The sequence below is a fragment of the Curtobacterium sp. VKM Ac-2889 genome (assembly GCF_015350855.1).
Lineage (GTDB): Bacteria > Actinomycetota > Actinomycetes > Actinomycetales > Microbacteriaceae > Curtobacterium > Curtobacterium poinsettiae.
Map to the genome: position 1 here is coordinate 165,269 of NZ_JADKSC010000004.1, position 20,635 is coordinate 185,903.

At 72.1% G+C, this 20,635-nt stretch carries 16 protein-coding genes and 1 tRNA gene; 5 read left to right on the forward strand and 12 right to left on the reverse strand.

The window, feature by feature from the left end; translation table 11 throughout:
• Positions 1–4: 4 nt before the first annotated feature.
• Together ITJ50_RS13920 and ITJ50_RS13925 are read left to right on the forward strand one after the other, a co-directional pair.
• The gene (locus tag ITJ50_RS13920) at positions 5–766 is read left to right on the forward strand and encodes a trimeric intracellular cation channel family protein (RefSeq protein WP_017888342.1); all 762 of its coding nucleotides are present in this window, start codon (positions 5–7) and stop codon (positions 764–766) included.
• A gap of 246 nt (positions 767–1,012) precedes the next feature.
• Positions 1,013–1,615, forward strand: coding sequence for a TetR/AcrR family transcriptional regulator (locus tag ITJ50_RS13925; RefSeq protein WP_017888341.1), 603 nt, complete (start codon positions 1,013–1,015; stop codon positions 1,613–1,615).
• A gap of 504 nt (positions 1,616–2,119) precedes the next feature.
• On the opposite strand, the gene ITJ50_RS13930 is transcribed toward ITJ50_RS13925, so the two are convergent.
• The 5 genes from ITJ50_RS13930 to ITJ50_RS13950 all read right to left on the reverse strand — a co-directional run bounded on the left by ITJ50_RS13930 (position 2,120) and on the right by ITJ50_RS13950 (position 9,252).
• Complete coding sequence (locus ITJ50_RS13930) at positions 2,120–4,477, reverse strand: transglutaminaseTgpA domain-containing protein (protein ID WP_194590725.1); 2,358 nt, start codon at positions 4,475–4,477, stop codon at positions 2,120–2,122.
• Positions 4,474–5,805, reverse strand: a complete 1,332-nt coding sequence (locus ITJ50_RS13935) for a DUF58 domain-containing protein (RefSeq protein WP_017888339.1) — start codon at positions 5,803–5,805, stop codon at positions 4,474–4,476. Before ITJ50_RS13935 ends, ITJ50_RS13930 begins: the two co-directional genes overlap by 4 nt.
• Positions 5,805–6,809, reverse strand: coding sequence for an AAA family ATPase (locus tag ITJ50_RS13940; RefSeq protein WP_056071020.1), 1,005 nt, complete (start codon positions 6,807–6,809; stop codon positions 5,805–5,807). The genes ITJ50_RS13935 and ITJ50_RS13940 overlap by 1 nt, the downstream gene beginning before the upstream one ends.
• Before the next feature lie 203 nt (positions 6,810–7,012).
• Entirely contained in the window at positions 7,013–8,017 is a 1,005-nt protein-coding gene (locus tag ITJ50_RS13945; protein WP_194590726.1) for a sugar phosphate isomerase/epimerase family protein, read from the reverse strand.
• Positions 8,014–9,252, reverse strand: a complete 1,239-nt coding sequence (locus tag ITJ50_RS13950) for a Gfo/Idh/MocA family protein (protein WP_194590727.1) — start codon at positions 9,250–9,252, stop codon at positions 8,014–8,016. The genes ITJ50_RS13945 and ITJ50_RS13950 overlap by 4 nt, the downstream gene beginning before the upstream one ends.
• Positions 9,253–9,367: 115 nt before the next feature.
• On the opposite strand from ITJ50_RS13950, the gene ITJ50_RS13955 reads away from it, so the two are divergent.
• Complete coding sequence (locus ITJ50_RS13955) at positions 9,368–10,372, forward strand: LacI family DNA-binding transcriptional regulator (RefSeq protein ID WP_017888335.1); 1,005 nt, start codon at positions 9,368–9,370, stop codon at positions 10,370–10,372.
• 116 nt (positions 10,373–10,488) lie between these two features.
• On the opposite strand, the gene ITJ50_RS13960 is transcribed toward ITJ50_RS13955, so the two are convergent.
• From ITJ50_RS13960 to ITJ50_RS13975, 4 genes are all read right to left on the reverse strand, one after another.
• Positions 10,489–10,578: transfer RNA gene (locus ITJ50_RS13960), tRNA-Ser, on the reverse strand.
• Positions 10,579–11,006: 428 nt separating this feature from the next.
• Positions 11,007–12,230 (reverse strand): LCP family protein, encoded by a 1,224-nt coding sequence (locus ITJ50_RS13965; RefSeq protein WP_308162338.1) that lies wholly within the window; start codon positions 12,228–12,230, stop codon positions 11,007–11,009.
• A 265-nt stretch (positions 12,231–12,495) separates the two neighbouring features.
• Positions 12,496–13,176, reverse strand: coding sequence for a GntR family transcriptional regulator (locus tag ITJ50_RS13970; protein ID WP_017888314.1), 681 nt, complete (start codon positions 13,174–13,176; stop codon positions 12,496–12,498).
• Positions 13,177–13,345: 169 nt separating this feature from the next.
• Positions 13,346–14,800 carry an MFS transporter gene (locus ITJ50_RS13975; protein WP_040420052.1) on the reverse strand — a complete coding sequence of 485 codons (1,455 nt, stop codon included), beginning with the start codon at positions 14,798–14,800 and terminating at the stop codon, positions 13,346–13,348.
• Positions 14,801–15,010: 210 nt separating this feature from the next.
• Here ITJ50_RS13975 and ITJ50_RS13980 point away from each other — a divergent pair, with 210 nt between their 5' ends.
• Positions 15,011–16,396, forward strand: coding sequence for an AAA family ATPase (locus ITJ50_RS13980; RefSeq protein ID WP_017888312.1), 1,386 nt, complete (start codon positions 15,011–15,013; stop codon positions 16,394–16,396).
• The gene (locus ITJ50_RS13985) at positions 16,389–18,407 is read left to right on the forward strand and encodes a vWA domain-containing protein (protein WP_194590729.1); all 2,019 of its coding nucleotides are present in this window, start codon (positions 16,389–16,391) and stop codon (positions 18,405–18,407) included. The genes ITJ50_RS13980 and ITJ50_RS13985 overlap by 8 nt, the downstream gene beginning before the upstream one ends.
• 71 nt (positions 18,408–18,478) lie before the next feature.
• Here ITJ50_RS13985 and ITJ50_RS13990 read toward each other — a convergent pair whose 3' ends face one another.
• Genes ITJ50_RS13990 through ITJ50_RS14000 form a run of 3 tightly spaced genes read right to left on the reverse strand, consistent with a single transcriptional unit; the run spans position 18,479 to position 20,598 of the window.
• Positions 18,479–19,237 carry an SCO1664 family protein gene (locus tag ITJ50_RS13990; RefSeq protein ID WP_042540587.1) on the reverse strand — a complete coding sequence of 253 codons (759 nt, stop codon included), beginning with the start codon at positions 19,235–19,237 and terminating at the stop codon, positions 18,479–18,481.
• Positions 19,234–19,761, reverse strand: coding sequence for a DUF3090 domain-containing protein (locus ITJ50_RS13995; RefSeq protein ID WP_017888309.1), 528 nt, complete (start codon positions 19,759–19,761; stop codon positions 19,234–19,236). Before ITJ50_RS13995 ends, ITJ50_RS13990 begins: the two co-directional genes overlap by 4 nt.
• Before the next feature lie 48 nt (positions 19,762–19,809).
• Positions 19,810–20,598, reverse strand: a complete 789-nt coding sequence (locus tag ITJ50_RS14000; protein WP_194590730.1) for an MSMEG_4193 family putative phosphomutase — start codon at positions 20,596–20,598, stop codon at positions 19,810–19,812.
• Positions 20,599–20,635 lie beyond the last annotated feature (37 nt).

The window sequence follows — 20,635 nt, forward strand, 5'->3', positions numbered from 1 at the left end:
TCTCATGAACCTGCTGTCCGTCGACGGCCTGGCGTCGGTCACGAACGTGCTCGACCTCGCCGGGGTCTTCGCGTCCGCCCTGCTCGGCGGCTCCATCGCCCGCGCGATGGACTTCGACCTGTTCGGGTTCCTGGTCGTCGGGTTCGTCTCCGGACTCGGTGGCGGGATGCTCCGCGACACCCTGCTGCAGAACGGGCCGCCCGTCGCACTGGTCGACCCGCTGTACGTGCCGGTCGCCGTCGCCGGGGCGCTCATCGCGTTCCTCGTGTCGTTCTCCGAGATCACCTGGGACCGCCTGTTCACCGTGCTCGACGCCGCCGTGATCGGGTTCTGGGCGGTCGTCGGCGTGCAGCGGACCTACGACGCCGGCCTCGACTGGCCCGCCGCGATCATCATGGGGACCATCACGGCGGTCGGTGGCGGGGCCATGCGCGACCTGCTGCTGCGACGGGTGCCGGCGGTCTTCGGCGGGAACGCGCTGTACGCCACCGTGGCCGTCGCCGCGTCGGCCACGATGGTGATCGCCTCGGCCCTCGGGTCGCCCTCGATCGGCATCCTGCTCGCGATCACCCTGTCGCTCGGGCTCCGCTGGGGCGCGGTCCGCCGCGGCTGGGGCCTGCCGAACGGTCGTGACTGGCAGCCGAAGTCGACCCTGGGTTCGCTGCTCCGGCGCGGTCGGAGCCTGCGACCGGACGCGCTCCGACTGCTCCGTCGACCGGGGCGTCGGACCGGTGCCGGCAGCGTCCGGGAAGATCATGAGGACTGAGGGGCTGTCATCCGCGGCTCCGCGACGGTACGATCAGTACCGCCGGGTATCGTCCTGGTGGTTCTGCCGGTGCGATCCCGGTGAACGCTGTCCGCACAGCACCGACGCGACCCGAACGCGGCGGTTCCGAGCAGACGTGGGGATGGGGGCTTCGCTGATGCCGCGCGGGATCAGACGCGCGGCGCGGCAGGTCTCCTCCACGATGCTCTCCCCGACGACCACCAGCACAGGTCGGAGCACCAACCGATGAGCGACGACGCTTCCCCCGCCCAGCGCATCCCGCGCGCCGAGGTCCGAGAGCGCCTGCTCGCCGCCGGTGCGGCCGTCTTCGCCGAACAGGGGGTCCACGGCGCCCGGCTCGACGAGGTCGCTGCGCGCGCCGGGTTCAGCAAGGGTGCGGTCTACTCGAACTTCTCGTCGAAGGAAGACCTGCTCGGACAGGTCATGCAGCGGTCCACCAACGTGGTGCTCGGCTCCCTGCGGCAACTCGTGCACGCCGACATCGACTCCGTCGACGTCGGGAACGTCCTGCGCGTCGCGTTCGGTCAGAACGACCAGAGCGAACAGTTCGCGCTGCTGTCGACGTTCCGCGGGTACGCCGTCCGGCACCCGGAGTTCCTGCCCGAGTTCATCCGGCAGCGCCGGGTGCTGCAGGACGGCGTGCTCGAACTGGTGCGGCTGTGGCTCGGTGGCCACCCCGAGGTCGACGTGGGCATGACGCCGGAGGAGCTCGCGAACGTGCTCATCGCGGCGAACGTCGGCCTGGTGTTCGACGCGCCGGCGCTGCCGGGGGTCAACCCGGGCGAGCTGGTCGCGACCCTGCTCGAGGCGGTCATCCGCCGGCGCTGACGCTGCCGCGGCCGCGGGCGGGCGTGGCGGTCGGGCGCGGCGGTCGGGGCGCGGCGGTCGGGGCTTCGCACCGTGCGAGGTTCGCGACCCCGTGCCCGCTCGACCGCCCCGTGCACGCCCACAGCCCCGCACCGAGCCACCAACCACGCACCACCCGACCAACCCCGCACCGTGCAAGATCCGCCGAGCCGTCGCCCAACGGAGCCCGCACCGTGCGAGGTTCGCGACCCCGTGCCTGCTCAACCGCCCCGTGCACGCCTACAGCCCCGCACCGAGCCACCAACCACGCACCACCCGACCAACCCCCGCACCGTGCAACATCCGCCGAGCCATCGCCCAACGGAGCCCGCACCGTGCGAGGTTCGCGACCCCGTGCCCGCTCGACCGCCCCGTGCACGCCTACAGCCCCGCACCGAGCCACCAACCACGCACCACCCGACCAACCCCGCAGCGCCCGACGAACCCCGCACCGTGCGAGGTTCGCACCACGCGCCCGCGCCGGCGTCAGGCCGTGCGACGATCCCGACGGCGGGGCTTCGGCCCGTCGTGGGACCAGGCCGAGGACGGCAACAGGCTCGGCGGCAGCAGCCGCGACCGCACGACGCGCACGCTCGGGACCGACTCGTCGAGGGCGACACGGGCCTGTCGGACGTGGCTGCCCAGCGCCGCACCGTCCACCGATGCGTCCCCGTCGGCGGCGAAGCGCTCACGGTCGACCGCGTCGACGGCGGCCTCCAGGTGCGGCACGACCGACGCGGGCAGTCCGGGCCGCAGGCGTCCGAGCACGGCTCGGGCAGTCCGGGCCACGGCGGCGGCGTCACCCGGCGGCGCGAGGCCCGGGGCGTACCCGTGGTCGGCGACGTCGTCGAGCAGTTCCCGCCACGCCTGCACGGCAGGTGACCGACCGGCGGCGATCGCCGACAGCCGGGAGCGGCGACGAACGGCACGCACGAAGCCCGGGGCGACCAGGACCGCGAGCACGAGCAACAGGCCCACCAGCAGACCGACGGGGCCACCGCCGCCGCCGGTGCTGGACGCACCCGCAGCACCCGGAACCGGGGACTCCGACGGAGTCGACGACGCCGACTCTTCCGCCGGGGTGGTCTGCTCGGGCGCCGGCAGCGGGGTCTCCGGCGCCGCTGCCGTCGGGGAGGCCGAGGGTTCTTCGGACGGAGCGGCCTCGTCGGAGTCGGGCGTCGGCTCGAACGCGACCCAGCCGGCGCCCTTGATGTACAGCTCGGGCCACGAGTGCAGCTGCCGGTTCGACACCGCGTACTCGCCGTCGGGCTGCGGCGACCCTGCCCGGTACCCCACCGCGATGCGCGAGGGGATGCCGAGCGTCCGGGCCATCACGGCCATCGCGGACGAGAAGTGCACGCAGTACCCGTCGCGGACGCGCAGGAACGTCGAGACGACGTCCATGCTGTCACCGTCGTAGCCCTGCTCCACCGGAGCGGTCTCGGAGTACGTGAACAGGTCGCTGCGGAACCACTGCTCGAGCGCCCGTGCCCGGCCGTAGTCGTCGGTCGCGGCTGCGGCGACACGGGTGGCGGTGGACGAGATGTTCGCCGGCAGGTCGTCGGGCAGGGCGAGGTCGGTGCGGAGCTGCTCGCGGCTGGGCTCCCGGAAGCCACGGCCGTCGGAGCGCGCGAGCACCCCCGAGGCGGCGACCGCGTCGAGGTAGTCGTTGGCGAAGGTCGAGGCGCCGTACGCCTCGTACATCGCACCCCGGGCCGTCGCGGCGCCGGTCGACCGGACGGTGCTCGAGTTCCCCATCCAGCGCCACTGCGACAGGTCGAGGTTGGTGGACTGCGACTCGATCGAGACCGCACCTGACGGCACCGGCAGGTAGGTGCTCGACAGCCCGGTGATACGGACCGTCACGTCGCCGCGGCTCGCCAGGCGCGGGTTGACGCCCTCGGCCCACTGCTGTTCGTCGGCGGTGTCGGCTTCGGCCGCGTTCGTCACGGTCGGCACCCAGTCCCCCGTGCCGAACTCGTCCAGGTCGGCGAGCTTGAGGTACTCAGGCTGCCCGTCCGACGAGCGGTACCGGAAGACCTCGAGCTCGCTCGGGCGGCGCAGGTCGTTGCCGAGTTCGAGCAGCGTGCCGGGCCGTCCGGGCTGGATCGGGGACTGGATCGCACCGGTGACACCGGACAGCCAGCTGGCGTTGAGCGGCACGATCGTCGGCAGTCCGATGGCGACGACGAGCCCGATGGCACCGACGACGGCGGCGGGCAGTGCGCGCTGCACGGGGCGCACCGACAACCACAGCAGGGCGAGGAACGCCACCGACGTGGCGATGACGAGCGGGGTGCCGGCGGGCTGGCCGGTGATGACGCCCGGCACGATCAGGATCACCAGGGCCGGGGCCGCGGCGAGCGACGGGATCCGCGCGATGGCGGCGAGGAACAGTGCGACCGCCGCCACCCACCCGATCGACGCCGTGACCACGAGCCGGATCGCGTCGGTCTGTGGCAGGGGTGCCGGGTTGAGGCGGATCGCGGCGAGCGTCTGCCCGAGGGCCCCGTCGGCGTCGAGCCACCCGAGCGGCTGGATGTCGTTGACCAGGGCGGCGGCGCACGAGCAGGCGATGACCGTGCCGACCAGGACGACGAAGCGGATGCCGGGCGTCTGCCGGCGCACCGCGAGCATCACCGCGACGAGCACGGCGACGACGACGACACCGGACACCCACCAGGCGATGCCCTGCACGAGCGGCCGGATGGCGAGGGCGGCGAGGAGCACGGGCACCGGCGCGAGGGCGACGACCCAGGCGCTCGGGACGTCACGCAGGTCGTCCCGCTCCAGGATCTCGCGCACGTCGGCGCGGCCACGCGCCGGGGAGGTCGCCCCGGTCACCGCGCTGCTCCGGACGGCGTCGCACCGGCGACCGGAACCACGAGGGTCCGCCAGCCGCCGCGGTCGAGGATGCCCCGGACAGCAGGGTCCGGCGGCACGATGGTCGCCAGGATGCCGCGGCTCGACCCACTCGTCGCGCTGACGAGCTCGGCGGCTTCCTCCGCGGTGCAGGTACCGGTCACGACGGCGGTCATCCCGTGCACGTCGCGGCCGCGGACCTCGGGCAGGACGTCGGTCACCTGTCGCGCATCGGAGCGGAGCCGGACGTCAGCGAGCCCGACGAGCACGTCGGTGAGCCCGCCGACGTCGCCCGCGTGCCGGGTCGCGCCTTCGGGGCCGTCGAACACGAGCACGACGCGGGAGGTCCGGGCGGCGAGCGCGCGGGCGACACTGGCGGCCACCACCACGGCGTGCTCGAAGGCCTGGTCGCCGCCCAGATCGGAGAGCTCGGCGAGGTCTTCCCGACCGAGGCGCTGGTAGGACTCGCGCCGGACGTCGAGCGCGATCACGGCCTCGGGCGGCTGGGCCTGCGTGGTCTGGCGGACGTGGAGTTCCCCGCGGCGCGCACTCTGGGCCCAGTGCACCCGGCGGATCGGGTCACCCGGTCGGTACGGACGGAGTTCGCTGTCGTCGGCCGAACCGCCCTGTCCGACCCGGCCCTCGTCGGCGGAGACGGCACCGGCGAGCGCTCCGGCGTCGATCGCCCCGAGCGGCGCCGAGGCCGGCACGACGACGATCTCTTCGGCCGCGACGACGGGACGGTCGATCCGGAGCAGGCCGAAGGGGTCCTCGACCCGGATCGTGACGGGCCCGACCAGCGAGCGGCCGCGGTGCATCGCGAGCGCTTCGACGTCGAGCACCGCCGGCGGCAGGCCAGGTCCGACCTCGGCGTAGGTCTCCGCCTCGGCCAAGCTGGCGAAGGCGTCCTCGAGCTGTTCGCGGACGAGCAGCGTCGCCCGCGGGCCGAACGGCAGGCTGGTGCCGCCCAGGGTGATGCGTTCGCGGTAGACCTCGCCCACCTGCACGATCGCCCGGGCGGTGCTGCGGCTGCCTCGCAGCGGGGTCGCGACCACGAACGCCATGACGATGCCGAGCACGACGAGCACGAGCAGCAGGAGCCCTGCCGTGACCGCGACGCTCGTGGAGCCGACCAGGCCGCCGCCGACCAGGCCGATGCCGACCGCGATGACCGTCCAGCCGCGGACCGTCGGACGCGGGAACGGGGTCCGGCGTGCCAACGAGAGCCCGCGGCGACCGAACCGGGCGGCCGTGGACCGCGCGGCACCGACGCGTCGCAGCAGCGACGGCGGTGCCGGTGGACGCGCCATCAGGAGCGGACGGGGGTGGCCGTGAACGGGATGGCGGTGTCCGAGACGATGCGGACGACGATCTCGCGCACGGTGTCCTCGCCGGTGCCGCCGAGCCCCCGGGCGACCGGCACGAGCCGGTGTGCGAGGACGATCGGGGCGAGCGCTGCGACGTCGTCGGGGGTGACGAACGGCCGGCCGGCCAACGCAGCGTGTGCACGCGCGGCCTGCGCCAGGTGCAGGGTCGCACGGGGGCTCGCACCGAGCACCAGGTCGGGGTGCGTGCGCGTCGACCGGACGATCGCGATGATGTACGCCTCGACGTCGGGGGCGATGTGCACGTGGGCCACGGTCTCGATGATCTGCCGCAGGGTGGTGACGTCGACGATCGGCCGCAGGCGCGACAGCGGGTCGCTGCCGCCGCGGTTCGCGAGCATCTGCCGTTCGGCGTCGACGCTCGGGTAGCCCATCGCGATGCGCGCCATGAAGCGGTCGCGCTGGGCTTCGGGCAACGGGTACGTGCCCTCCATGTCGATGGGGTTCTGCGTCGCGACGATCATGAACGGACGGTCCAGCTGCCGCGTCACGCCGTCGACGGTGACCTGTGACTCGGCCATCGCCTCGAGCAGGGCCGACTGGGTCTTCGGGCTGGTGCGGTTGATCTCGTCGCCGATGACGACGTTCGCGAACACCGGGCCGGGCGAGAACCGGAAGGTGCCGGACGACTGGTCGAAGATGTTCACGCCCGTGACGTCGGACGGCAGCATGTCGGAGGTGAACTGGATGCGGTTCACCGACCCGCCGACCGAGGCGCCAAGCGCCTTGGCGAGCACGGTCTTGCCGACCCCGGGGACGTCCTCGACGAGCAGGTGCCCCTCGGCGAGCATCACCGTCAGGGCGGTTCGGATGGCTTCCGTCTTGCCGTCGATCACCGTGGCGACGGAGGCCACGATGTCGTCGCCCACCGATCGCACGTGTTCGAGCGGGAAGGCGGGGTCGGTCGGTTCCGGCACGCAGGGCTCCATCGTCACAGGACAGGTGTCGTGCATGCTACCCCGGCCCGGTGACAGCACCCGGCACGGGTGCACCGACTGGTCGTTCCGCGCACCGGTGGCCGATCCGCTCAGGGTGCGGCCGGGAGGCACGGCGCACCACGAGCGGATCCGTCACCTTGTGCGCGGAACGGCTCACGGGCCTCCAGGCGGTGTGCGGATCTGCCGCCGGAGGGTCAGGCCCGGTGCGGCAGTGCCGCGTCCGCGGCGCGCAGCACGCGCGCGGCGACCGCGACGCCGTCTTCGCGCCCGAGCTCGGTGTCCTCGTGCTCGATGTTCACCCACATGTCCGGGTCGATCGCGCGCAGGGCCTCGAGGAACGTCGTCCAGTACGCCTCGTCGTGGCCCTTGCCGAGCGCGACGAAGTCCCACGCCGACGGCTTCGGCCACTCGTTCGCCCACTCGTCGCCGCCCAGGTTCGTGCGTGGCTCGTCGGTCGACAACCGGCGGAACGAGTTGTCGAGCACGCCGTTGATCGCGGCGTGCGGGTTGATCCGGACGTCCTTCGCGGCGGCGTGGAAGACCAGCGGGCCGAGGTCGCGGGCGACCGCCACCGGGTCCATCTGCTGCCAGAACAGGTGCGAGGCGTCGAGCTCGACCCCCACGTTCGTCAGCCCGCCGCGTTCGACGAGCTCGCGGATCGTCGCCGGGTTGAACACCAGGTTCTGCGGGTGCAGCTCGAGCGCGACCTTCACGCCGTGCTCCCGGGCCAGGGCGTCGATCTCCTGCCAGAACGGCACCGCGACGCTCCACTGGTGTTCGAGGACGTCGAGCGCGGCCGAGTTCCACGCGTTCACGATCCAGTTCGGCCGCGTCCCGCCGGGCTCCCCCGCCGGCAGGCCGGACATCGTGACGACGCGGTCCTGTCCGAGGCGGGCGGCGAGGCGGATGCTGCGCCGGACGTCCTCGGCGTGCGCGGGACCGATCGCGGGGTCGGGGTGCAGCGGGTTGCCGTTGCAGTTGAGGCCGGCGATCGAGACACCCGTCCCCGCGAACTGCGCGAGGAAGGCGTCACGGGCGTCGTCGTCGACCAGGATCGCGTCGAAGTCGGGCACGTGCACCGGGGGCAGGAAGCCGCCGGTGTTCAGCTCGATGCCGGTCAGGCCGTTGGCCGCGATGACCCGGAGTGCGTCGGCGAGGGGCCGGTCGTGCAGGATCGCGTCGTAGAGACCGAGCTTCATGCGCGGACACCCTCCGTGGTCGGGACGACGGCGTCGGCCACGTCGACGGACGCACCCCCGGCCGCGGCGGACCGTGCCACCGCGTCGAGGACCTCCATGTTGTGCACGCCGTCGTCGAACGTGGCGTTCGCGGGCAGGGCGTCGGGTACGTCGCCGGACAGCCCGGCGACCTCGTCGAGGAACGCCCGCGCCTGGTACTCGAACATCTGGTTCTGCCCCCAACCGACGCCCGGGGCGTCTATCGCCATGCCGCCCGCGACGTAGGGGTGGTCCGGGCCGAGCACGACCTGGCGGTACCCGCCCGTACGCGAGCCGTCGGACTGCAGCGCGAGGCCGATCTCGGAGGCGCGCTCCTGGTCCCACCGGGCGGCCCCGCGCTCGCAGAACACCTCGATGACGAGGCCGTTCGGGTGCCCGGCCGCGACACGGGAGGCCTCGAGCGACCCGACGACCGTGCCGTCACCGAAGCGTGCACTGAACGTGGCGTAGTCGTCGTTGCCGACGGCCGCGGTCGCACCGGTGAGCGGGACCGCCTGCCCCCGCAGGGCGTGTCCGGCGGCCACGGGTCGCTCGGTGATCGACGTGGTGAACGTCCCACCGTTGACGCTCCGGACCGGTCCGGCGAGGAACTCTGCGACGTAGGACAGGTGGGAGCCGACGTCGGCGAGCGCCCCGGACCCGGGCTCCCCGGCGAAGCGCCACGAGAACGGGACGTCGGGCGAGGCGCCGTAGTCGGTCCAGTACCGGCCGGAGACGTGCAGGACCCGGCCGAGCGTGCCGTCCTCGACGAGCTCCTTGATCGCAGCGAGCCCAGGAGCCCGGCGGTAGGTGAAGCCGATGCGGCCGAGCACCCCGCGCTGCTCGGCCGCTGCCGCCGCGGACGCCATCGCGCGGGCGTCGTCGAGCGAGTCGGACAGCGGCTTCTCGCACAGCACGTGCTTGCCGGCGGCGAGCAGCCCCTCGACGATCTCGCGGTGCAGCGTGTTCGCGACGACGACGCTCACCACGTCGATGTCGTCCGCTGCCGCGATGGCCCGCCAGTCGGTGTCGTGCCGCTCGTAGCCGAAGCGCCGTGCGGCCTCGGCGGCGAGGGGCTCGTACACGTCGCCGACCGAGACGAGCCGGATCGGCGGCAGCGTCGAGGTGAAGAGGGAGGGTGCGTTCCGCCACGCAGCCATGTGGGCCTTGCCCGCCATGCCCGCGCCGATGACGGCGACGCCGATGCTGTCGCTCATGTTCTCTCCTTCGAGAAGGTCGCTGGATCCGATTCTGGAACGTTCCAGAACGTGTCGGTAGACTGTAGCCGCACCAGCCCATGTCCTGTCAAGCACCGTGCCGGAAAGGCTCAGCGTGACCCCTCGCCCGCCGACGATCATCGACGTCGCCGCACGCGCGGGCGTCTCGAAGTCCCTGGTGTCGATGGTGCTGCGCGACGACCCCGGGGTCTCCCCCGCCCGCCGCTCCGCGGTGCTCGCCGCCGTCGCGGAGCTCGGCTACCGCCCGAACCGCGCCGCCGCGATCCTCGCCGGCACCCGGACCCGCACCATCGGCGTCATCGTCGACGACTTCCGGAACCCCTGGTACGTCCCGATGCTCGACGGCATCCGCGAGGCCCTCGCCCCGCACGGACTCCGCCTCACCCTCGCCGACACCCGCGCCAACGCCCACCTCGGTTCCTCGCCCTTCGACGACCTGGTCTCCCTGCGGGTCGACGGCGTGGTGCTCGCCGCCGAGGGCTTCCCCGACGTCGTCGTCCCCGCGGACACCCCGGTCGTGGTCGCCGGTGCGCGTGAGGACGTCCCAGGCGGACTCGACGTGGTCGCCTCCGACGAAGCCGCCGGCGGACGGCTGGCAGCGGATCACCTGATCGGGCTGGGTCACCGCCGCATCGTCCACGTCACCGGCTCGGGAGGCCCGGCTGCGCTCCGCCGGGACGCCACCGTCGCACAGCTGGTCGCGTCCGGCATCGAGCCGCTGGTCTCCGGCTCCGGCCCCACCTCGGAAGCCACCGGCTACGAGGGCACGCGGCTCGCACTCCGGGAGCACCCCGACCTGACCGCGGTGTTCGCCGCGAACGACGTCATGGCGATGGGTGCGATCGCCGCCGTGCAGGAAGCCGGACTCCGCGTGCCGCAGGACGTCTCGGTGATCGGCAACGACGAGACCCCGCTCGCCGCGTCACCCCTGCTGCGCCTGACGACGGTCGACCCGCACAACGACGAGGTCGGGCGCCTGGCGGCTGCGCGGTTGGTGGAGCGGATCGGCGCGGCTGCGGGAGCCCCGGCGGGTCCCATCCGGACGCTCGTGCCACCGACGCTCGTGGTGCGGTCGACGACGGGGCCGCCGCGCGCCTGATCGCGCTAGAGCCGCGGAACCTGGTTCCGGCGGGGTCGACCGCCGTGCGAGGCGCCCGGGAACGACGAAACCCCGGTCCGATCGGACCGGGGTTTCGTCATGCTGTTCGTACAGTGCGGAGACGGAGGGATTTGAACCCTCGGTCCCCTCAAAGGGGACTCCACCTTAGCAGGGTGGTGCACTCGGCCGGACTATGCGACGTCTCCAAGCACTCTCGCGAGCGCTCCGACCACCATACAGGAGGACCGCGCCAGTCTCGACCCGACGCACGCCCGCGCGTGGCTCGGGCCGGACAGCGCGGTCCCCCGAAGTGGGGACACATCGGGGTTGTCGGGGCGTACCCCACTGCATAGCATCGTCGGGACGCGGCAATCACGTTCCGGGGTTCACCCCCGTCGTCGCGACACAGCACCCGACGTCGTTCTCCGCGCGGGCCCGGCGCGCCCGATCGCGTGGCGCCCGACGGGGAGCGACTTCCCCGGGGGCGCGGCCCACCACCGCGCCCCCGTTCCTGCGTTCGGGGGCAGGCAGCTACCGAGCCGAGACTCGTCCCCGCGGACAGTCCACGGGCGTTGAAGGCCGCAAAGAGTCCGCCCGACCGAGACTCGGGGCCAGCGAGGGCCCGCCCCGCGCCTCAGTACCCGAACGCCTTGGAGCAGGTCTGCTGGTCGGCTGACTGGCCCTCGAGTCCGTCGATGGTCTCGGGCGTCGCCGAGGGGGTGCGGGGCGCAGCCGACGACGGTGCTGCCGGGGTCGCGGGCGTCGCCGGCTTCGGCGCAGCCTCCGGAGACGACGGTGCAGCGGTCGGCTGCGTCGGACCCGTCTGCGTCGGGTTCGTCTCGGACCCGATGCCCGTGCTGTCCGCCCCGAGCGAGAACGACTGGTCGGCCTTGATCTTCGCGAACAGCTGGTCGGCCAGGTACGTCGTCGGCTGGACCTTCCCGGCGTAGACCCCGGTGCCGCCCGTGGTGCCCGGGTACTGCACGAAGTTCACCTGCGCCAGCGGCAGGTCGCGGAGCGCCAGACCCATCTGCACCATCGTCCCGATGTCGTTCAGGCTCTGGGACAGCTGCATGTTCGACGCCGCCGCCCGGGCCAGCTTGTACAGGCGGGCGGGCGAACCGAGGGTGTCGTTCGACTTCACGGTGCGGAGCAGCGACGACAGGAACACCTGCTGGCTCGAGATCCGGGCGAGGTCCGACCCATCGCCCACGCTGTGCCGGGTGCGCAGGAACGCCAGGGCATCGTCACCCTGCAGCGTCGAGGTGCCGGCGGGCAGGTTCAGCCCGGTGTACGAGTCGGTGATCGGCTGGGCGACGCAGACCGGCACGCCGCCGATCGCGTTCGACATCTCGATGACGCCCTTGAACGACACCGCCGCCGAGTACTGGATGTCGAGCCCGGTCAGCCCGGCGACCGTCTGGGTGACGCAGTTCAGGCCGCCCTCGCCGAACGAGGTGTTGATCGGCTGCGCCGCCATCGCCGGGGCGGTGCCCGTGCCGTCGGTCTTCTTGCAGGCCGGGATCGGTGTGACGAGGTCACGCGGGATGCTCACCGCGGTGGCGTTGGTGTGGTCCGCCGAGACGTGCAGCAGGATGTTGACGTCGTTGAGGGTCGCGTCGCGCTCCCCGAACGCAGCACTCTGGTCGGGGTCGTTGTCGGTGCCGACGACGAGCATGTTGAACCCGCCCTTGAAGGCGCTGAGGGGCTTGGGACCACCCTTCGCCTGCGGCGCGGGCTGGCCCTGGATCTCCACCCCGTCACCGAGGTCGTCCGTGACCTGCTTCGCCGCGATCGCCGTGACCGAGACCGAGCTCACGAGCGCCACCGCGACGACGGCGGAGACCGTCTTGGCCACGGTCGCGAGGGGGCTCGAGCGCCGGAGACGTCCATGCCGTGCGATCCCGGACGCTCGGTTCAAGCGGTGGGATCGGTCGCGGACGTCGTTCACGGGCACTCCTGTCGTCGGTGGACACGCCGGGGACGGCAACCGGTCAAGGCTGCCACGACGTTTCCTGACGATCCGGTGCGAGGTGCACCGGCGATGCTCGGTGAACGGCATCGCGACCAGCGGATCCGCGGCGGTCGGCACGGACCTGAACGGATCCGCAGCCGACGCCGCGTCAGGCCGACACCACCACCCGGAAGCGGTCCGGCAGGGCGATCAGGGCGGTCGAGAGTTCGAGGAGTGCGGCGGCGCAGTCGTCGAGGGCATCGCGGGCGGCGGCGTCCACCGCTCGCTCCACGATCTCGACCCGTCGGCGCCGGTCGACCACGGCGTCGATCCCGTTCGCCAGGGCGACGTCATCGGTGAAGAACATGTCGAGCACGATGCGCTGCGACAGCAACCAGTCGCCACTCACCGACGATCCGCGGCGGCGCAGGTACCAGGACCCGAGCTCGACGAAGGCACCGGCTTCGGTCCAGCACTCGCGGAGCCACGCCTTGTCGAACCGGTCCTGGTAGCCGACGGCGCTCGACGGAGGATCGGCGAGCATGGTCTGCGCGATCCGGAGTCGCTCGGTCATCTGGTCGACCGACCAGTGCGAGATCACGACCCCGACGTACCGCTGGACGGTCGCCAGCTGGAGCGATTCGAGGGTCACCAGGGCTTCGCGCACAGGCGTCCGCGACACCCGCATGTCCGATGCCAGGGTGTCGAGCCGCAGCCGCTGCCCACGGCGGTACTCGCCCCGCAGGACGTTGTCGAGCAGGCGCAGGAACACCGCATCGCGCAGCAGGCTGCGGCGCAGGCCGTGGGGATCGAGGTCGCCGGCCGCGGCGCGCATCGGGGTGTGCTCCATCACCCCAGGTTCACGCACGGGCGGAGCCCCCGGGGAGCGGGCGGCCGCTGTCGTGGATGATCGTCGCCGGTGTCGGACTGTGGAGGAGTGCCATGCAGGCACAGTGACAGCGCTGCGGCGGCGGCGCTAAACACTCTGCATACAGAATGTCAGGCCGCCGCCACCGTGCTCACTTCCGGTCGGACTTCGCATCCCCGGTGAGCACCGAGAGCGGTTGGGTGACGTCCTCCAGCCCCTTCCGCGCGGCGTCGACCCCGAAGATCAGGGCCACCACGCCGCCGCCGATCATCACCGCGGATCCGAGCAGGTACCCCCAGAACAGCGGCTCCCGCGACGACCCGTCCCCGATGAAGGCACCGTAGATGGCCGGGGCGACCGCACCGAAGATCTGCGCCAGCGCGAAGAAGTACGAGATGGCCTGCGACCGCAGCTCGAGCGGGAAGATCTCGCTGACCGTCAGGTACGCACTCGACGCACCGGCCGAGGCGAAGAAGAACGAGACGCACCAGAACGCGACCTGCACCGTGGCCGAGATCGCGTCGGCCCGGAACAGGAACGCCGACGTGGCGAGCACGAGCCCGGACACCAGGTACGTCAGGAAGATCATCTGGCGACGACCCCAGGTGTCGAAGAAGCGCCCGAGGATGATCGGCCCGAGCAGGTTGCCGATCGCGAACGGGAAGAAGTAGACCGCCGTCTCCGCTGTCTTCAGGCCGAAGAAGTTCGTCAGCACGAGCGCGTAGGTGAAGAAGATCGCGTTGTACAGGAACGCCTGCGTGATCATCATCGTCGCGCCGACGAGCGTCCGCGTCGGGTACTGCTTCAGCAGCACGCGCGCGATGGTGAGGAACCCGACGCGGTCGGTCGGTGTGACCGTCATCGCCTTCGACTGGTCGACCTCGGGCAGCGGTTTGCCGGTCGCCTGCTCCACCGACGCCTCGATGCGGGAGACGGTGGCCTCGGCTTCTTCCTGACGTCCGTGCGTCATCAGCCACCGCGGACTCTCCGGGATGTGCCGGCGCAGGAAGATGATCGCGATGCCGAGCACCGGGCCGAGGAAGAACCCGATGCGCCAGCCGATGTCCTCGGCGAAGTACGACGTGTCGAGCAGGTAGATGTTCGCGAAGGCGCCGAGTGCCGCGCCACCCCAGTACGTGCCGTTGATGGCGATGTCGACGTGCCCGCGGTACTTCGCGGGGATGAGTTCGTCGATCGCGGAGTTGATCGCCGCGTACTCGCCGCCGATGCCCAACCCCGCCACGAACCGGAAGGCCGCCAGGAACCAGAAGTCCTGCGCGAGGCCCGCGATGCCGGAACCGATCAGGTAGATGGCCAGCGTCAGGATGAACAGCTTGCGGCGGCCCAGCCGGTCGGACATCCGCCCGAACACCAGGGCGCCGACGACCTGCCCGACCAGGTAGATCGTGCCGAGCAACGTCACCTGTTGCGTCGACAGGTTCAGGTCGGCCTGGAACCCGGCGTTCGAGACGATCTGGATCTCGAGACCGTCGAGGATCCAGGACACGCCGAGTCCGACGACGACGCTCCAGTGGAACCGGGTCCACGGCAAGCGGTCCATCCTGGCGGGCACCAGGCTCTTGATGGTTGCGTTCGCGCTGCTCACGAAAGGGGACCGTACGCCGAGATCGCCGATGTGGTTCAGATGCGGTACGAGCAACCGGGGGCGGAGCCGGATCCCCCTACTTCGAATCCGGCTCCGTCGCCGGGATCTCAATGATCGCAAGTGCGATGGAAACCCACAAGCGGACGGACGGGAGGCCCGTGGCGGGGCCCGCCACGGGCCTCCCGTCCGAGAAGGCGTAACGTCCAGAACGTGACCCGACCTGACATCCGCACGGTCGGCGAGCTCCGCACCTCTGGTCACGTCCAGAAGACGGTCCGCGCCGAGATCCGCGACAACCTGCTCACCGCCCTGCGCCAGGGCACCGATCCGTGGCCCGGCCTGCACGGCTTCGAGACCACCGTCATCCCCCAGCTCGAACGCGCCCTGATCGCCGGGCACGACGTCGTCCTGCTCGGCGAGCGCGGCCAGGGCAAGACCCGCCTGCTCCGCACCCTGCAGGGCCTGCTCGACGAGTGGACGCCGGTCATCACCGGCTCCGAGCTCGGCGAGCACCCGTACGAACCGATCACGACGGCGAGCATCCGTCGTGCCGACGAGCTCGGTGACGCCCTGCCGATCAGCTGGCGGCACCGCGACGACCGCTACGTCGAGAAGCTCGCGACGCCGGACACGAGCGTCGCCGACCTGATCGGCGACGTCGACCCGATGAAGGTCGCCGAGGGTCGCAGCCTGGGCGACCCGGAGACCATCCACTTCGGGCTCGTCCCGCGCGGCCACCGTGGCATCGTCGCGATCAACGAACTCCCCGACCTGGCCGAACGCATCCAGGTCGCGATGCTCAACGTGATGGAGGAACGCGACGTCCAGATCCGCGGCTACGTGCTGCGGCTGCCGCTCGACGTGCTCGTCGTGGCGAGTGCGAACCCCGAGGACTACACGAACCGCGGCCGGATCATCACGCCGCTGAAGGACCGCTTCGGCGCCGAGATCCGCACGCACTACCCGATCGAGCTCGACGACGAGATCGCCGTCATCCGGCAGGAGGCGCAGCTGACGGCCGAGGTGCCCGACGCGCTGATCGAGATCCTCGCCCGCTTCACCCGGGCGCTCCGTTCGTCGAGCGCCGTCGACCAGCGCAGCGGCGTGAGCGCCCGGTTCGCGATCGCGGGTGCCGAGACGGTGTCCGCCGCCGCTGTGCACCGCGCAGCACGCCAGGGCGAGGACGAGGCGGTCGCCCGCCCGATCGACCTCGAGACCGCGGTGGACGTTCTCGGCGGCAAGATCGAGTTCGAGAACGGCGAAGAGGACCGGGCCGACGAGGTCCTCGAGCACCTGCTCCGCACCGCGACCGCCGAGACCGTGCGCGCCCGGTTCAGGGGTCTCGACTTCGCGGTGCTCGTGGACGCGCTCGACGGCGGCACGATGGTGACCACGGGCGAGCAGGTCAGCGCCCGGGCGTTCCTCGAGGGGCTGCCGTCGATCGGCGAGTCCGACCTGTACGACCAGGTGTGCGACCGGATGGGTGCCACGAACGACGGCGAACGCGCCGGCGCGATCGAGCTCGCCCTCGAGGGCCTGTTCCTCGCCCGACGCATCAGCAAGGAGTCCGGCGGGGGCGAAGCCGTCTATGGCTAGGCAGAACCGACGCCTGACGCGCGACACCCGCTACGGGGCCTACACCGGCGGGCCGGACCCGCTCGCGGCCCCGGTCGACCTGGCCGAGGCACTCGACGCCATCGGGCAGGACGTGATGGGCGGCACGTCGCCCGAGCGCGCGATGCAGGAGTTCCTGCGACGCGGTGGCCGGACGCAGCGCGGCCTCGACGACCTGGCCCGCCAGGTGGCCGAGCGGCGCCGCGAACTGACGAGCCGGAACAACCTCGACGGCACCCTGCAGCAGGTCCGCGAACTGCTCGACCAGGCGCTCCGTGCCGAACGCGGCGAACTCGCCCGCAACGTCGACCTCGACGACGGCGACCGGGCGCTGGCCGAACTGCAGCTCGACAGCCTGTCGCCCTCCCCCGCCGCCGCGGTGCAGGAGCTCGGCGGCTACGACTGGACGAGCCCCGAGGCCCGGCAGAAGTACGACGAGATCAAGGACCTGCTCGGCCGCGAGGTGCTCGACCAGCGCTTCGCCGGCATGAAGCAGGCGCTCGAGGGCGCCACCGAACAGGACCGGGCCGCGGTCAGCGCGATGATGCAGGACCTCAACGCCCTGCTCGAGGCGCACGCTCGCGGTGAGGACACCCAGCAGCAGTTCGACGACTTCATGGACCAGCACGGCGAGTACTTCCCGTCGGACCCCGCGAACGTCGACGAGCTGCTCGACGACCTGGCAGCCCGTGCGGCCGCAGCGCAGCGCATGCGGAACTCGATGACCCAGGAGCAGCGGGACGAACTCGACTCCCTCGCCGAGCAGGCCTTCGGCTCCCCCGACCTGATGGGGCAGCTGTCCCAGCTCGACGGGAACCTGCGGTCCCTGCGGCCCGGCGAGGACTGGGGCGGGTCGGAGCGGATGAACGGCGAGCAGGGCCTCGGGCTCGGCGACGGCACCGGGGTGTTCCAGGACATCGCGGACCTCGACGCGCTCGCCGACCAGCTCGCCCAGTCCGGCCCCGGCTCGGAACTCGACGACCTGGACCTCGACGCGCTGTCCCGGCAGCTGGGCGACGAAGCGGCGGTCGACGCGAAGACCCTGCAGCGGCTCGAACAGGCGCTCCGGAACTCGGGGGCGATGCGCCGCGGTGCCGACGGGCAGCTCCGGCTGACCCCGAAGGCGATGCGGCAGCTCGGCAAGAGCCTGCTCAAGGACGTCGCCCAGCGGATGTCCGGTCGCCAGGGCGCCAGGGACCTCCGTCGCTCGGGCGCCGCGGGTGAACCGTCAGGGGCGTCACGGCAGTGGGCGTTCGGCGACACCGAGCCGTGGGACATCCCCCGCACGATCACGAACGCCGTGGTGCGGACGGCGGCCAGCGGTCGGCAGGGAGCCGGCGTGCACCTGAGCATCGACGACGTCGAGGTGCAGGAGACCGAGGCCCGCACCCAGGCCTGCGTCGCGCTGCTCGTCGACACGTCGTTCTCGATGGCGATGGAGGACCGCTGGGTCCCGATGAAGCGCACGGCCCTGGCGCTCCACACCCTGGTGTCGACCCGGTTCCGCGGCGACGACCTGCAGCTCATCGCCTTCGGTCGCGAGGCCGAGGTGATGGACGTCGAACAGCTCGTCGGTCTCGACGCGATGTGGGACAAGGGCACGAACCTGCACCACGCCCTGCTGCTCGCCAACCGGCACTTCCGCAAGCACCCCACGGCCCAACCGGTGCTCCTCATCGTCACCGACGGCGAGCCGACCTCGCACCTCGAGCCGAACGGGCAGGTCTGGTTCGACTACCCGCCCGACCCGGTGACGATCGCGTTGACCGTGCGGGAGCTCGAGAACGCCGGACGCCTCGGCGCCCAAACGACGTTCTTCCGGCTCGGCGAGGACCCGGGGCTCGCCCGGTTCATCGACGCGATGGCGAAGCGGGTGGACGGCAGCGTCGTGGCGCCGGAGAACGACGACCTCGGGGTCGCCGTGGTCGGCTCGTACCTCGGCTCGCGTCGCGGGGCCGGCGGCGCGCTCTTCCGCGACGACTGGGGGCTCTGAAGCCAGCCACGGACAGCCTGGAGGCCCGTGGCGAGACCGCCACGGGCCTCCAGTTACGTCCCTGGGTGCGTCTAGAACAGCGGCCAGGGCACGGCGGGGCCGTGACCCGGCGGCGGCGGGAAGATCCCGACGGCGCGCAGGGCCGCGCAGCGCGCCCGGAGCGTGTCGATCTCCTCGTCCGTCAGGTGCTCGGCGAGCTCGTCGCCGAGACCGCCGCGCAGGGCTTCGGACACGCGGTCGAGGCCCTCGAGCTCGTCGGGCCCGAGCGGCTCGCCGATCCAGCCCCACAGGACCGTCCGGAGCTTGTGCTCGACGTGGAAGGTGAGCCCGTGGTCCACGCCGAAGCGGTGGCCGTCGGGCATCGCGAGCACGTGCCCGCCCTTGCGGTCGGCGTTGTTCACGACGACGTCGAAGACGGCCATCCGGCGCAGGGCCTCGGAGTCCTCGTGCACGAGCGTGACGGGCTGGTCGTGTTCGTCGATGGCCTCGAGCACGGGCAGCCAGGGCGAACCGTCCGCCTCGGCGAGTTCGGGTGCCACCAGGTCGACGGCGTCCTGCTCGGGGTCGACGTCCTGCCAGCGCTGCACCATGCCGGGGCCGAACGGACCGTCGCCCATCCACGTGGGCGGGACGACGCCCCAGCCGAACGCCTCGGAGACCAGGTGTGCGGCGATCTCGCGGCCGGCGAGCGTGCCGTCCGGGAAGTCCCACAGCGGGCGCTCGCCCTCGATGGGCTTGTAGACGACGGTCGCGCCGTCGAGGTCGGCGAGGAAGGTGGCGTTGGACGCCTCACGGATGCGCGCCCGGACGGAGAGCGATCCGTCGCTCATGCGTCGCCGGGCGGACGACCGGCGGCGACGACCTCACGCGTGCGCTCGACGAATGCCCGGGCGGTGCCGACCGGGATCTTCACCTGGAACAGCTCGGCGGGTTCGGGGATCTCCACGACGGCCTCGATCTCGACGCCGTCCTCGCTCTCCTCGGACACGATCTCGACCTCGTCGTCGATCGGGTACGCCTCGATGACGACCTGGGCGGTGGACGGGTCGAAGCCCAAGCTCAGCGCTCCGGCGCGGAACTCGGCCTCGACGGGCTGGTCGAGGGGCTCCGGGTCGCGGAGTTCGGCGGGCACGGACGGCGGCACGCTGAAGCGGTTGTCGTCGACGGTCGCGACCTCGTCGAGGAGCTCGTCGATCTTGTCGGCGAGCACGGAGGTCTGCTCCTTCTCGAGCGCGACGCTGGTGACGCGTCGACCGGAGCGGGCCTGGATGTAGAAGGCGCGCTCACCCGGACGGCCGATGGTGCCGACGACGAGGCGGTCCGGCCAGTCGAAGCCGTGGACGATGGTGGGCATACCCGCATTGTAGGAGCGCTCGGCTCCGCCCGTTCAGGGTCGCGCAGGTCAGCCGGGCGCGTCGGGGGCCGGACGCCCGGTGCCGGTGTGCGCATCGGGTTCCGGATGTCCAGCGCCGCCGCCGACCGCGGCCTCCCCGCTGGGAGCCGGGGCGGTGCGCAGCCAGGACAGGTCGCCCGACTCGGTGTTCGTCGCGACGACCTCGGGGCGGTGCTCGCCGTACCGCACGACCGACACCGAGGCCGGCCCGACGCCGATGCGCTGGAACAGGTCCAGGTGCATGCCGAACGCGTCGGCCAGGACGCTCTTGATGATGTCGCCGTGGCTCACCGCGACCCAGACCGCGCCGGGTCCGTGCTCCGCCTCGACCTCGGCGTCGATGCGCCGGACGGCCGCGACGGCACGGGACTGCATCGTCTGCATGGACTCGCCGCCGGGGAACACGACGGCACTGGGGTTCGCCTGCACCGTGCGCCAGAGGGGCTCCTTCGCCAGGTCGGCGAGCTTCCGGCCCTGCCACTGCCCGTAGTCGGCCTCGGTGATGGCGCGCTCGATCAGCAGATCGGACGCGCCGGACTGCCGGTCGGTCTGGCGGCCGGGCTGCCGGTCGGGCTGCCGGTCGGGCTGGCGGTCGAGGATCGCGCGGGCGGTCTGTCGGCAGCGCTCGAGCGGACTCGACACCACGGCGACCACGGGCACCGCGGCGATGCGCTCCGCGGTCCGCTCGGCCTGGGTCCGCCCGACGGCGTCGAGTCGCACGCCGGCGGTGCGTCCGGCCAGGACGCCGGTGGCGTTCGCGGTGGTGCGTCCGTGACGGACGAGGAGGACGGTCGCCATGCGCCCGATCCTAGGCGCGCGGACGTGCTGCCCTCGA